This window comes from Pseudoalteromonas undina (assembly GCF_000238275.3).
Lineage (GTDB): Bacteria > Pseudomonadota > Gammaproteobacteria > Enterobacterales > Alteromonadaceae > Pseudoalteromonas > Pseudoalteromonas undina.
The window spans coordinates 166,734-180,688 of the sequence record NZ_AHCF03000003.1 but is presented as its reverse complement, the minus strand read 5'-3'; the positions used below and the strand labels follow the sequence as shown (position 1 = coordinate 180,688).

Genomic DNA, 13,955 nt, shown 5'->3' with positions numbered 1-13,955 from the left:
TCTAGTGTTTTATATTTAGCTTATGGCGCTAATTGTTGGTTAAGAGTCGATAAACGCTCTGGTGTGCCTATATCGTCCCATTGGCCAATATAGAGTTCAGTGGAGACTAAATGTTCATTTATTTTTTCACGCAGTAAAGGCCCTAACGGGCGGGTACCTAGGGCCAGCCCTTCAAAGAAATCAGCCTGATAACGGCCAATTCCAGAAAAAGTATAGCGCTGTTCACTATTAGGTAAGTGGCTTAGGGTAAAATCACCCTCTGGGTTATGCGCAGGATTTTCAACCAATACAATGTGCGCTTCTTTTGGCTGTAAATGCAGCTGCATTAATGCACTAATATCGTAGTCGCTGTAAACATCACCATTAATAACAATAAATGACTCACCTAATAAAGGAAGTGCTTGAATAATACCGCCTGCAGTTTCAAGCCCGCCAGTTGCTTCCTGGCTATAGGTAATACTTACACCCCATGCACTGCCATCTGCAAAGTAGGTTTTTATTTTATCTCCTTGCCACGCAAGGTTAATCACAATTTGCGTTATACCAGCCGCTTTTAAGCGCATAATATGATGTTCAATAAGTGGTTTACCTGCTACACATAACATAGGTTTTGGCAACTGTGCGGTGAGCGGCATCATACGTTTACCGCGTCCAGCAGCTAAGATCATGGCCTTCATAATTGTTCCTCTTTTAACCGCTGCTGTACCTTTGGCACCACGTAACTTTTTACCCAATCAGACAAACCACTAAGCTCTGGGTACTCTGCCGCCACTTCAACAATATAAGTTAGTGTCGGTAGTATATTCGCTAAGTAACCTTTTTTGCCATCCCGTAAAAACAAGCGACAAAAAATACCCGCTGCTTTTAAATGGCGCTGCAAGCCGGTTAAATCAAACCAATACTTAAATTGTGCGAATGACTCGTTAGTTATTAAACTTTGGCGCTTAAATTCGTCATAACCAAACTCAAGTAAATGAGTCAGCTCGTCGTTGGGCAATTTAAAATAACAATCTCTTAAAAGCGAGACTAAGTCATAACATAACGGACCTTGTACCGCGTCTTGATAATCAATAATTGCCCATTGCTGCTCGCAGCGCATAATATTACGGCTGTGGTAATCGCGATGCATAGTCACTGTGGGTTGTTCAAGCAGTGTATTGATTAGCAGCGCAGCACTTGTTTGCCATATATTTTGTTGCTCAGCGCTGAGCTCTGTACTAATAAAATCATTAACTAACCAATTTTTAAAAATATCCAGCTCAAGTGCAATAAAGTCATGGTCATACGGATTCATTGACGGAGCTTTAGGCGTTTTAGCCCACTTGGCACTTAAACTGATCAGCTGCTGGTAATGCTCGCTGCGATTGGCATCATCAAGCAAGTCAGCTAAATGGGTGTTACCCAAATCACTTAAAATAAAAAAACCTTGCTGCTCATCACTATGAATAATGGATGGTAATAAAAACCCATGCTCAGAAAACACCTTATTTAATGCAATATAAGGGACGTTGTTAACTTTTTTTGGATCTGAGTCCATCACAATAAAGCTTTTATTTTCAGCGCTTAACCTATAATAACGGCGAAAACTGGCATCTGCGGTTATTGCATTAAGCGCGCAGGATTGCTCACTAAAGTGAGTATTAATAAACTGTTGTAAACTCTCAAAACGTGTCATTTTATAAGCTATCTATTTTTCACTAATTACTTTGCTATTGTTTTCCTTTATTATGTATAGCTTGTAACTAATCACAGAGCATAAAGGTCGATAAATGAGCAAAACCTGGGGCATTTTGATGCTAAGCGTACTGAGCGCACCATCGCTTGCCGAAACTGAACTGACACACAACTTTTGTGGCACTTCAATGCAAACCAGAGCTTGGCAACCGCTAGCTGGCCTTGAGCTTGGAACGGTTGATATCAGCGCTGATGACGTTGAGCTTTTAGGCACACAAAGCGCTGAATTTACTGGTAATGTTGATATTAACACCGTTAACATGAGTTTGTCCGCACAATCAGCACTGATTGATAAACAACGCGGCTTACTCAATGCCACCGGCCCTATTACCTATCGCGATTATGTGAGCAAAGTTCAAAGTGCGGGCTTAAACGCCGATTTAAATAACTCAGCCTTTAGCTTATTAGGCGCACAATACAGCCTAACACAACAGCAAGGCAAAGGCGGCGCGGAAAAACTCACCATCGACAAGTCTGGCTTAATGCTGATGAATGCAAGCTTTACTGCTTGCCCTGGTAATACGCCTGTGTGGGCGATTGAAGCCGACGAAATTAATTTATCACGAGAAGAAGGCTGGGGTGAAACCTACAATGCGGTGCTACGTATTTTAGACACGCCAGTACTCTATTTACCTTATTTTACTTTCCCACTCGATGAGCGCCGTAAGTCAGGCTTATTAACGCCCAGCTTTTCAAGTTCAGATCGTTATGGGTTAGAGACTATTACGCCTTATTATTGGAATATTGCTCCAAACTATGATGCAACCATTACGCCGCGTTATATGTCACGTAAAGGTTTACAGCTACAAACTGAATTTAGATATCTAACTCCAGAACACCAAGGTTTAGTGGCTGTCGAATACTTAAATAAAGATGACTCAGAGCCTGAGCTTGACGAGCGTTTTTTGTTTCATTGGCAACAAAAAAGCTATATAGGCGAAGACTGGCGAGCCAGTATTGATATTACCAATGTCAGTGATGATAACTACCTCACTGATTTAAACTCAACTTATGCAAGTAAAACCGATACTCAGCTTTATCGTACCGGCTCACTAACTCATATGGGCGAGATGTGGCGTACTGATATAAAAATACAAAACTTTGAAGTACTCGGTGACCACTTAGAGTCATATACAGCCTTACCGCAAGTTAACTTTACACAAACTACGCCGTGGAAAATTGATTACTTCGATTTTACTGTTTCAGGGGAGCTGAGCCACTTTACTAATAGCTCAGCGGTTATTGATCAAGCAACTCGCGTGCATATAGAACCTAAAGCACGCTTTGATTACAAAGAGTATGCCTGGTCGTTTTTATCTGAAGTGAGCTTATTGCAAACTAACTATAAACAAGACGGTGATTTACAGGGTACACAGTATAGCGATAATGTTTCGCGCACATTGCCAAAAGTGCGCTTATATTCTCAGCTTAACTTTGAGCGTGATACCTCAATTTTTATCGACGATGGTATTCAAACCTTAGAGCCACAAATTCAGTATTTATATACGCCTAACAAAGATCAATCTGACATTGGCTTATACGATACCACTAAATTACAAGATGACTTTTTTGGCTTATTTAGAGATGCGCGTTTTTCAAGTGTTGACCGTATTGCCGCTGCAAATCAGTTTACGCTTGGGGCAACCACCCGTTTATTTGATAATAAAAATGAAGAAGTATTTAATTTCAGTGCTGGCCAAATATTTTATTTAAGTGATTCAGCCAAGCCCACAGAGCAAGGGCTGAATAGCGACAGTAACTACAATGCCTTGTTTGCAGCGCAAACCATGTTACATTGGCATCGCCGCTGGTATTTATCGGGTGGAATTCAGTACGACACGGATGGCAAGCAAATTATCCAGTCAAATTTAACCTTAGATTATAAAGGTGACGATAATCAGCTGGTTCAATTGAACCATCGCTATGCAAATGATGTCTCAGGAAATACAATCGAACAAGCGGGCTTATTTACAAGCATCCCTATTAGTGACGAATGGCAATTTATTGCAAGTTACCATCGCGACCTTGATAATAACCGCAGTATTGAAGTATTTAGTGGATTACAGTATGAATCGTGCTGTTGGGCGTTCCAAATTACTGGCCACCGCCAAATTGAAACTGATTTAAATCAGTCAATTGGGCAACCCCAAGCCACTTTTGATTCAAGCATTCGTTTGAATTTTGTATTAAAAGGGCTTGGTAGTAAAAGCCGTTATGATGCTCAAAAATTATTACAACAAGGTATTTTTGGTTATCGTAGGCCGTATTTTCTTAATGACTAAGCTGCATTTTGTATAGTAAAAATTTACAAATAACTATATCAATCTAGTCGCTTTTAGCATTACAACAGTACTATTAGTAAGAGTAGTAAAAAGAATATGAATTTAAAAAAATTATTAACATCAGCAGTTTTAACGTTTAGCTTATGCCAAAGTGCATTCGCCGCACCGGTCGAAATAGATAAAGTGATTGGTATTGTAAACCAAGGCGTTATTTTAAAAAGTGAAGTAGATACCATTGTTGATCGTGTTAAAAAGCAAGCAGAAGAACAAAATCAACAGCTGCCAAAAGACGAAACACTACGTGTACAAGCAATTGAGCGCTTAGTTAATCAAACGCTAATGATGCAAATGGCTGAGCGCATGGGCTTAGAGATTTCAGATAGCCAGCTTGACCAAACACTTGCCAACATGGCCAAAGAGCAAGGCGGTACAATTGCTGATTTACGTCGTACTATTGAAGCGTCGGGTGAGAGCTTTCAAGCTTACCGTGAAGAAATTCGTAAAGAGATAACCACGCAACAAGTAACGCGTGCAAACGTAGACCGCCGTATATATGTAAGTGACCAAGAAATTGATAACTTACTAAAAATTATGGATAGCCAAGGCCAAAATGCCGAAGAATACGATATTGGTCATATTCTTATCGATATTCCAAGCGGGGCAAGTGCAGACGACGTAAGCTCTGCAAAAACACGCGCAGACAAAGTAATTGAGCTGCTGCAAGACGGCCAAGAATTTAAGCGTATTGCTATTTCTTCATCAAGTGGCTCAAAAGCGCTTGAGGGAGGTCAATTAGGCTGGATGGGCATTAACGAAATGCCATCTTTATTTGCAGAAGCTGTAAAAGGTCAAAAGAAAGATGCGATTATTGGCCCGCTTCGCTCTGGCGCAGGTTTTCACATTATTAAGGTGCAAGACGTACGTGGTCGCCAAGTAGTAGAAACCACAGAAGTTAAATCTCGTCATATTCTTATTAAGCCTTCAATTATTTTAAGCGAAGAAAAAGCCCGCACTATGCTAACTGGCTTTGTTAAGGATTTACGTGCTGGAAATGCTGACTTTGCAGAACTAGCTAAAGAGCACTCGCAAGATCCAGGCTCAGCACTTAAAGGCGGACAATACGACTGGACTGATCCAACTACCTACGTACCTGCGTTTAGAGATACATTACTATCTCTTGATCAAAACGAAATCAGCGAACCATTTAGAACTCAGTATGGTTGGCACATTGTACAGTTATTAGATACACGCGTTGCTGATAAAACCGAGCAAGCTAAACGTAATCGTGCACATGGCATGTTGTTTAATCGTAAATTTAAAGAAGAAAGCTTTAACTGGCAGCAAGAAATGCGCGAACAAGCCCATGTTGAAATTTTCCCAACAGACGAATAATTATGACCTTAAGAATTGCGGTAACCCCTGGTGAGCCTGCTGGCATTGGCCCTGACTTGCTATTAAAACTGGCACAGCACAGCTGGGATGCACAGCTAGTAGCGATTGCAGATGCATCGCTACTAAAGCAGCGCGCTAAACATTTAGGTTTAAACATTAAGTTAATTGAATTTGATGAAAGCGCCGAAGCCATGCCTACAGCGGCTGGCAGCTTATATATAAAACAGATTGATTTAGCCGAGTCAGTTGAACTGGGTGAGCTAAATGACGCAAACGGTCAATACGTACTAGATACACTGCGTATCGCCAGTGAGAAGAATATGGACGGCACTTTTGATGCCGTTGTTACTGGCCCTGTTCATAAAGGTATTATTAACCAAGCCGGTATTTCTTTTAGTGGCCACACTGAGTACTTTGCTCAACAGTCGGGCACCGCTGATGTTGTTATGTTATTAGCTACCGAAGGGCTGCGAGTTGCATTAGTAACAACGCATATCCCGCTTGCTTATGTTGCTCGTGCTATTACCCAAGAGCGACTGGTTAAAGTGGCTAATATTCTTAATCATGACTTAAAAACCAAGTTTGGTATTGAGCAACCGCGTATTTTAGTCTGTGGCTTAAACCCGCACGCTGGTGAAGATGGCCATTTAGGCCGCGAAGAAATCGACACGATAACGCCTACACTTGACATACTAAGAGCTGAAGGGATGAACTTAATCGGTCCTTTACCAGCAGATACATTATTTCAAGATAAATACCTAAATGAAGCCGATGCAGTACTGGCTATGTATCACGATCAGGGATTACCTGTGCTAAAATACAAAGGATTTGGTAAGTCAGTGAATATAACTCTTGGCCTTCCATTTATCCGCACTTCAGTCGACCACGGTACTGCGCTTGATTTAGCCGGTACAGGCGATGCTGATGTTGGCAGTTTTGAATTAGCGATCCGCGAAGCAATTAAGCTCGCCCATGAAAAAGCACAGAATCAATGACCGATAAAGTACATTTAGGACACCGCGCCCGTAAACGTTTTGGCCAAAACTTTTTATTCGATGAATCAATCATCGATAAAATTGTCACCGCTATTGATCCCAAGCCGCAAGATAATTTAGTCGAAATTGGCCCAGGCCTTGGCGCTATTACTGAGCCTGTAGCCGATTTAAGTGGCCATTTAACGGTTGTTGAGCTAGATAAAGATTTAGCCCAACGTTTAATTGAACACCCTTTTTTAGGGCCTAAATTAACCGTAAACCAAGGCGATGCAATGAAGTTTGATTTTGCAAGCCTAGTTAAAGACGACAAAAAGCTAAAAGTATTTGGTAACCTACCGTACAACATTTCTACTCCTTTGTTGTTTCACCTTTTTGAATTTGCCGATCATATTGAGCACATGCACTTTATGCTGCAAAAAGAAGTGGTAAAACGCATGGTTGCAGGCCCAGGCAGCAAAACCTTTGGCCGCTTGAGTGTAATGACTCAATACTACTGTAATGCGATGCCTGTAGTAGAAGTACCACCAGAGTGCTTTAAACCTGCACCTAAAGTAGATTCTGCGGTTATTCGCTTAATCCCCAAAAAGGCAGAACAGCGCACAGCTAAAAGCGTTAAAATACTAAATACAGTCTGTTTAGAAGCGTTTAATCAACGTCGTAAAACACTGCGCAACAGCCTAGGCAACCTTTTAACCGCTGAAGAGTTAACCAGCATTGGCATTGATATTACCTTGCGTGCTGAGAGCCTGTCGTTACAACAATTTATTGATATAGCTAACTGGATTTATGACAACAAGCAGTAATATGGGATCACCTGTAAAGGTATCTGTAGAAACATTTTATGTAGAAGAGCAATCGCAACCTGAACTTGATAAATTTGTATTTGCTTATTCCGTTACTATAAAAAACCACAGTTTATGTAGTGCAAAACTACTTAGCCGCTATTGGTTAATTACCGATGCCAACGGTAAAGAAGTAGAAGTGCAAGGCGAAGGTGTGGTGGGTGAAACCCCAGATATAGCCCCTGGTGAAAGTTACAAATACACCAGTGGTGCAATATTAGACACTCCCGTAGGCACCATGCAAGGGCATTACACTTTACGAAACGAGTTTGGTGCTGAGTTTGAAGCACCCATAAATGTGTTCCGTTTAGCTTGCCCTAATATCTTACACTGATTAAAACAGCGACTAATGGCTGACTACGCAATAGGTGATTTACAAGGCTGCTTTAACGAATTTAGTTTATTGTTAAAGCAAGTCGACTTTAACCCTAGCAAAGACCACCTCTACCTAGTAGGTGATATTGTTGCTCGCGGCCCAGACTCCAAAGCGTGCCTTGATTATATTTATCAACATCAAGACAGCGTTAGCGTCACATTAGGCAATCATGACTTACACATGATTGCCTGTTATTTAAATAATGTTGCACCCAACCCTAAAGACAAACTAACGACACTGTTCAACAGCAGTAAACTCCCCGAGTACATCGCGTTTTTACAAACTCAGCCTTTAGCTCTTTATTTAGAGCAGTATGATTGTTTTATCTCTCACGCAGGACTTAATCCTGATTGGTCATGCGAGCAAGCCATTCAGCATGCCCAATTCGCGCAGCAATGCTATGGTGCTGACAACGCTCAATACTTCTTAAAAAACATGTATCAGCCTCACCCACTTTCATGGAGTGAGCAGCTTGATGACGCTGCAAAGTTTCGCTATATCGTTAATTATTTCACCCGTATGCGCTTTGTTACGCCTGATAATTTGCTTGATTTTAATGCAAAAGAAGCAACAGCCAATAGCCACTCATTAATTCCTTGGTTTTCTCACCCTAAAATCGTTAACGCTCAACATGACCTTATTTTTGGTCATTGGGCTGCCCTTGAAGGTCAAACTCCCTACAAACACCTGTACGCTCTAGACACAGGTTGCGTCTGGGGCGGCTCAATGACCTTAATAGATTTACAAAGCAAACAAAAAATTTCAGAAAAATCACAACTTTTGTCTAAATAAACTGAAAAAAGTTAATACATCTGTTAAGTTTAAGAGTGCATGTTAAATTACATAATTACAAACCATTCACAACTAAGTGTAAAAAATAGCAACACTCCCTTAATCTAATTAAGGACGAGGAGAATTGCCTTGTATTATTTTATATCCATAGTCGAATAGTTGAATTATGTATGCTTAGTGTGTGATGAAGTTTCACGGTAAATTTAGCAACTAACTATTAACAGTAAAAATTAATTATTTTTAATTACTTAACTTATTGTTGAAAGCGCCGATAAGTTTTAATAGACGTATTTTTGAATGGAAAACCATATGAATCTAACAGTGAGTCAACGTATTTGGGGTGGTTTTATATTTATCACTTTATTACTTTTAATTATTGGCGGTAACTCTTTAATAAAAATAGCAAATATAGATCGTTCAACTCAAAAAGTTAATCAGCTATCGCTTCCGGCATTAAACAAGAGCGCTCAATTACAAGCTGAATTTATTTTGATGAGTAAAGCTGCTCAAGCCAGTTTTCACACTTCATCTGCTCAAGAGCTAGCGCCAATAAAAGCACAAATAGAAGAACAAAAACAATTATTTGATAAGCTACATCGCGAGCTACAACAGGTAGTAAAAGATGACCCACAATTAAATAAGAGCAGCCTTGACGTTGAAAAAACCTACTTAAGTTTTTTAAACATTATAGAGAGTCTGCTGAAAGACAAAAACACTCAGTTAGTGCTTAATAAAAAGCTCAAAGCTCAATTAGAAACTGTTGAACTCGCGGCTGAAGACGCTAACTCTATGGTACTTGATATTATTGATATTGATGGCTTAGAAGATAACCACCCGCGTGCTTACCAAGCAGCTAATAACCTTGAAAATAACTTTATGTCTGTGGTTACCAGCAGCACCGATATGTTAACTGTTAAAACGCTTAACACGCTCGATATTATTAAAAATGAACAAGTGTATTATTTTGAAGAAGTCGTTCGTACTGTTGCATTAATACAACCCGCGATAGAGCAAAGCCATAGCGGCTTGTTTAACGACCTAAAAGGCTACGTAGATACGCTTGAAAGCAATATCTTAGGTAACGATAGCCTTTCAGCGAATAAAAAACGCCTTATTGATGCAATCAGCACAACTGAACGTGAATTAGAAGAATCGGAAAAAGCCACTAAAACAGCACTTAGCCAAATTGACGAATTAGTACTACAAGCAAGCGGCGTTGCATTTACTTTGCAAGAAGGCGTTCGCAGCGATGTAAACTCAGCTAATTTATGGACTTGGATAGGTATGATTATTGCGACTATCATCGCAGTGCTTGTAGCCATCATTACGGTTAACCGTATTACTAAGCCTTTAGCTGAAGTTAACCGCATTCTAGATATTGTTGCCAGTGGTGATATGACTCAACGCTTAGATGACAGCGCAAAAGATGAATTTGGTGAATTATCGAAAAGCTGTAATACCTTAATTGATAGCTTACGCAGCTTAATTACCGGTATTATTTCGCGTTCAACACAACTTGCTGCCGCTTCTGAGCAAACCTCAACAATTACCGGTGAATCAAGCAAAGCGATTAGTAATCAACAAGCGCAAGTAGAGCAAGCGGCAACCGCAACCACTGAAATGAGCAGTACTTCTCAAACAGTGAGCAACAGTGCTCAACAAGCACTAGGCGAAATCAAAAATGCCGATAAAGAAGCTGAACGCGTTAAAGGTATTTCAAATCAAAATAAAGCAACCATTGAACAACTCGCTTACGAAGTTGATGAAGCATCAAGTGTTATTAATAAACTACACAAAGACAGCGCCTCAATTGGTAGTATTTTAGACGTTATTCGTGGTATCGCTGAGCAAACTAACTTACTTGCACTTAATGCGGCGATTGAGGCAGCGCGTGCCGGTGAGTACGGTCGAGGGTTTGCTGTGGTAGCTGATGAAGTAAGATCGCTTGCAAGTAAAACTCAAGAGTCGACACAAGAAATTCAATCTATGATTGAATCACTACAGTCGGGCGCTGAAGAAGCAGTTAAGGCAATGGAAAAAGGTAAAGAACGCGCGGTTTCGTGTGTTGAGCAAAGTGATTTAGCTAATAGTGCACTGGATTCAATTACTCTTGCGGTATCGCAAGCGCACAATGTCAGTGAAGAGATATCAACAGCAGCACAAGAACAACAACAAGTATCACAAGAGATCAGTGAACGCTTAGAGTCTATTGTTGCTATTGCCGAGCAAACAGCAGAAGGTGCTGTACAAACGAATATTTCAAGTTCAGAAGTGGCTAAGTTAGCCGAAGAGCTAAGAATATCAGTAGAGAACTTTAAAGTATAAGAATCACACTGTAAGTAGCCTAAGGGCTACTTACAGTTTATACCCTAGCGAGCCATAGTAAAACACCCGTTCCCTCTCCAGACATGCTTATACACCGCACAATCTCACTCTAAATACACAACACCCAACAGCTTAGCCCGTAAAGTCATTTAATACTCTTTATGTTTTCTTTGGTTATACCAATTCGCTTAATTAAGTGGTCTATTTTGAGGCTGGAAAAACGTGTTGATAGCTAGGCAAAAAATTTGCTATTTAGTTGTTCTAAACGAGAATTTTTTAACGCAGGTTGCGACACGTTTAGCCCCGTAAAATGATTAAGTATTATTGCGGATTGGTATTACAAACAACTGATACCGTTATTAAAGAAATAAGCTATGGTGCCTAACAAAAGCCAGTTAGCGGTTTAATTAAATGGACACAATTACGGTGAGTATATTGTCGGTGGATAATAGAGTGGATTTTAAAAACAAAAAACCCAGCATAAGCTGGGTTTTTACACTTCTGAAAGAAAACTAAATTACTTGATTTTAGCTTCTTTGAAAATCACATGTTTACGAGCCTTAGGATCGAACTTTTTGATTTCCATTTTTTCAGGCATGTTACGCTTGTTCTTGTCGGTAGTGTAGAAAAAACCAGTACCAGCAGTTGAAACTAAACGGATCTTATCGCGCATAATTCAGTTCCTTAAACTTTTTCGCCACGAGCACGGATTTCTGTAAGAACCGTGTCAATGCCTTTTTTATCGATAATACGCATACCTTTAGTAGTAGTGCGTAATGTTACAAAACGTTTTTCACTTTCAACCCAAAAACGGTGTGTTTGTAGGTTAGGTAGGAAACGACGTTTAGTCGCGTTTCTCGCGTGTGAACGGTGGTTACCAACCGCTGGACGCTTACCTGTAACTTGACATACTTTAGACATGTCTATATATCTCCAATAACTTCGCTCGAGCTTAATTTTCCCTAAGGCCATGTATTTGTGCCCTAGAGATAAATCGAAGGGCGCTCTTTATACAGCTTTTACAGGCAAAGATCAAATACTGATCTTATCCAACCAGCTCATGTGTAAATTTGATAGCGGCTAATTATAAAGATCGAATGCCCTTAGGGAAAGTAAAAACTGCATTTAAATTAAACTAATTTGCCAAAACACAGTAAACCGCTCATTTTTAGCACATATCTGCGAGCGATAAACTTAAATAAGTCCCCGTTCGGCAAACGAAACACATTTTTCACCGCCAATAATAATATGATCCAATACATTTATGTCGACTAATTGCAGCGCTTGGCACAATTTATTGGTAATTAGCTTATCGGCCTGACTTGGCTCTGCAATACCGCTGGGATGATTATGTGAAAAAATAACCGTCGCTGCATTATTTTTTAAAGCCGCTTTAACAACTTCACGCGGATACACACTGGCGGCGTTAATCGTACCATAAAATAAAATTTCATCTTTTAATAAACGATTTTGGCTATCAAGATACAACACCATAAACACCTCCTGCTGCAGCCCTCGCATTTGCAAGGTTAAATAGTCGTATACAGCTTGAGGCGAGTTAAAAACCGCATCGCGAACAAAGCCTTCTTGCATATAACGCTGACTCAGCTCAAGTACCGCTTGTAGCTGTACATATTTAGCTGTTCCTAGCCCTTTTTGCGCACAAAATTCATCTATGCTGGCATTAAACAAATTATGCAGGGTTTTATTTTCATTAAGCAGGTGCTGTGCCAGCTCTATCGCATTCATACCGGGTAAACCAGTACGTAAAAATATAGCCAATAGTTCAGCATCAGAGAGTGCCTTTGCGCCTTTTTCTAGCAGCTTTTCTCGCGGTCTGAGTGAATTAGGCAGAGAGGTTAATTGCATCGTTCATCCTTGAAAGCGGTCAGTATCATATAACTGTAATGCAAAATTAAAAATTAGCGCGATAAAACGCATTTTATCTTAGCTGTCACGCTCAAGATTTGTTATTTTAGCCAGCATATTTTATAAAATTGATGAACAACCATGATTAATTTAACAAATAAAAAAATAGTGCTGGGAATTAGCGGTGGAATTGCAGCCTATAAATGTGCCGAACTCGTAAGACGTTTAAAAGACCATGGTTGTGACGTTAAAGTTGTAATGACTGAATCAGCAAAGCATTTTATTACCCCGCTAACGATGCAAGCCGTCAGTGGTGAAATGGTGTCTGACTCATTACTCGACCCATCAGCAGAAGCTGCAATGGGACATATTGAATTTGCAAAATGGGCTGATTTAATTTTAGTTGCCCCTGCCACCAGCAATATTATTGCAAAAATGGCCGCAGGCATTGCTGATGACCTACTCACTACGTTATTGCTCGCAACCCCTGCAAAAGTAGCCATAGCGCCGGCAATGAATCAGCAAATGTACGCACACCTTGCAACGCAAGCTAATATAGCCACTTTAAAGGCTCGTGGCGTTGCTGTTTGGGGACCAGGTAAGGGTGAGCAAGCCTGTGGTGATGTGGGTGCAGGGCGAATGCTTGAACCGCATGAATTAGTGAGTTTATGCACTGAACCTGCGCAACCACAACTCTTAGCGGGTAAAACCATTACTATTACCGCAGGTCCAACTCGAGAACCTCTCGATCCGGTGCGTTTTATATCAAACCACAGCTCAGGAAAAATGGGCTATGCACTAGCACAAGCCGCTTTATCATTTGGCGCGCAAGTTAACTTAATTTCAGGCCCAGTAACCATTACCGCGCCGCAAGGTGTTAATTTAATTAATATAGAAAGTGCTGAGCAGCTACTGCAAGAATCTCTCAGTTACGCCCCTCAATCAGACGCCTTTATTGGGTGCGCTGCTGTAGCCGATTACCGTGCAGCAAATATCGCCACGCAAAAAATGAAAAAACAAGGCGATGAACTCACTCTTAGCTTAGTTAAGAACCCAGATGTTATAGCAGCGATAGCAAACCTTACACAAAGCCGCCCTTACACTGTCGGCTTTGCAGCAGAAACGCAAAATGTTGCTAACTATGCTAAAGGGAAATTGACTAATAAAAACCTCGATATGATTTGCGCAAACGACGTATCGCAGAGTGATTTAGGCTTTAATTCAGAACGTAACGCACTTACTCTTTATTGGCAAAATGAACAACTCGATTTACCTGAGGCCAGCAAAACAGAAATAGCAATCAAAGTGATCGAACAGCTTGCCAAGCGATTATAAAAAGGCTGGAAAC

13 protein-coding genes are annotated in these 13,955 nt (G+C 40.5%); 8 read left to right on the top strand and 5 right to left on the bottom strand.

Annotated features, from left to right (window positions below):
* Positions 1–20 precede the first annotated feature (20 nt).
* Together murU and PUND_RS04395 are read right to left on the bottom strand one after the other, a co-directional pair.
* Complete coding sequence (gene murU / locus PUND_RS04400) at positions 21–677, bottom strand: N-acetylmuramate alpha-1-phosphate uridylyltransferase MurU (RefSeq protein WP_010391625.1); 657 nt, start codon at positions 675–677, stop codon at positions 21–23.
* Positions 674–1,675, bottom strand: a complete 1,002-nt coding sequence (locus PUND_RS04395) for an aminoglycoside phosphotransferase family protein (RefSeq protein ID WP_010391626.1) — start codon at positions 1,673–1,675, stop codon at positions 674–676. Before PUND_RS04395 ends, murU begins: the two co-directional genes overlap by 4 nt.
* A 94-nt stretch (positions 1,676–1,769) precedes the next feature.
* On the opposite strand from PUND_RS04395, the gene lptD reads away from it, so the two are divergent.
* From lptD to PUND_RS04360, 7 genes are all read left to right on the top strand, one after another.
* A complete protein-coding gene (gene lptD / locus PUND_RS04390) occupies positions 1,770–4,016 on the top strand; it encodes an LPS assembly protein LptD (RefSeq protein WP_010391627.1) in 2,247 nt (748 codons plus the stop codon).
* A gap of 96 nt (positions 4,017–4,112) precedes the next feature.
* Positions 4,113–5,408: a peptidylprolyl isomerase SurA gene (surA, locus tag PUND_RS04385; RefSeq protein ID WP_010391628.1), complete on the top strand. Its 1,296-nt coding sequence runs from the start codon at positions 4,113–4,115 to the stop codon at positions 5,406–5,408.
* Positions 5,409–5,410: 2 nt separating this feature from the next.
* Positions 5,411–6,403, top strand: coding sequence for a 4-hydroxythreonine-4-phosphate dehydrogenase PdxA (pdxA, locus tag PUND_RS04380; RefSeq protein WP_010391630.1), 993 nt, complete (start codon positions 5,411–5,413; stop codon positions 6,401–6,403).
* Positions 6,400–7,206: a 16S rRNA (adenine(1518)-N(6)/adenine(1519)-N(6))-dimethyltransferase RsmA gene (gene rsmA, locus PUND_RS04375; RefSeq protein ID WP_010391631.1), complete on the top strand. Its 807-nt coding sequence runs from the start codon at positions 6,400–6,402 to the stop codon at positions 7,204–7,206. Before pdxA ends, rsmA begins: the two co-directional genes overlap by 4 nt.
* Positions 7,190–7,579 carry a Co2+/Mg2+ efflux protein ApaG gene (gene apaG / locus PUND_RS04370; RefSeq protein ID WP_041709470.1) on the top strand — a complete coding sequence of 130 codons (390 nt, stop codon included), beginning with the start codon at positions 7,190–7,192 and terminating at the stop codon, positions 7,577–7,579. The genes rsmA and apaG overlap by 17 nt, the downstream gene beginning before the upstream one ends.
* 15 nt (positions 7,580–7,594) lie before the next feature.
* Positions 7,595–8,413 carry a symmetrical bis(5'-nucleosyl)-tetraphosphatase gene (locus PUND_RS04365; RefSeq protein WP_010391634.1) on the top strand — a complete coding sequence of 273 codons (819 nt, stop codon included), beginning with the start codon at positions 7,595–7,597 and terminating at the stop codon, positions 8,411–8,413.
* 309 nt (positions 8,414–8,722) lie between these two features.
* Positions 8,723–10,738, top strand: coding sequence for a methyl-accepting chemotaxis protein (locus PUND_RS04360; protein ID WP_010391635.1), 2,016 nt, complete (start codon positions 8,723–8,725; stop codon positions 10,736–10,738).
* A gap of 517 nt (positions 10,739–11,255) precedes the next feature.
* Here PUND_RS04360 and rpmG read toward each other — a convergent pair.
* The 3 genes from rpmG to radC all read right to left on the bottom strand — a co-directional run bounded on the left by rpmG (position 11,256) and on the right by radC (position 12,607).
* Positions 11,256–11,411, bottom strand: a complete 156-nt coding sequence (gene rpmG / locus PUND_RS04355) for a 50S ribosomal protein L33 (RefSeq protein WP_004587947.1) — start codon at positions 11,409–11,411, stop codon at positions 11,256–11,258.
* An 11-nt stretch (positions 11,412–11,422) separates the two neighbouring features.
* Positions 11,423–11,659 carry a 50S ribosomal protein L28 gene (rpmB, locus tag PUND_RS04350; protein WP_008464111.1) on the bottom strand — a complete coding sequence of 79 codons (237 nt, stop codon included), beginning with the start codon at positions 11,657–11,659 and terminating at the stop codon, positions 11,423–11,425.
* Between the two features lie 273 nt (positions 11,660–11,932).
* On the bottom strand, positions 11,933–12,607 hold the full coding sequence (gene radC / locus PUND_RS04345) for a RadC family protein (RefSeq protein ID WP_010391639.1): 675 nt from the start codon (positions 12,605–12,607) through the stop codon (positions 11,933–11,935).
* Between the two features lie 141 nt (positions 12,608–12,748).
* On the opposite strand from radC, the gene coaBC reads away from it, so the two are divergent.
* Complete coding sequence (coaBC, locus tag PUND_RS04340; RefSeq protein WP_010391640.1) at positions 12,749–13,942, top strand: bifunctional phosphopantothenoylcysteine decarboxylase/phosphopantothenate--cysteine ligase CoaBC; 1,194 nt, start codon at positions 12,749–12,751, stop codon at positions 13,940–13,942.
* Positions 13,943–13,955: the final 13 nt, after the last annotated feature.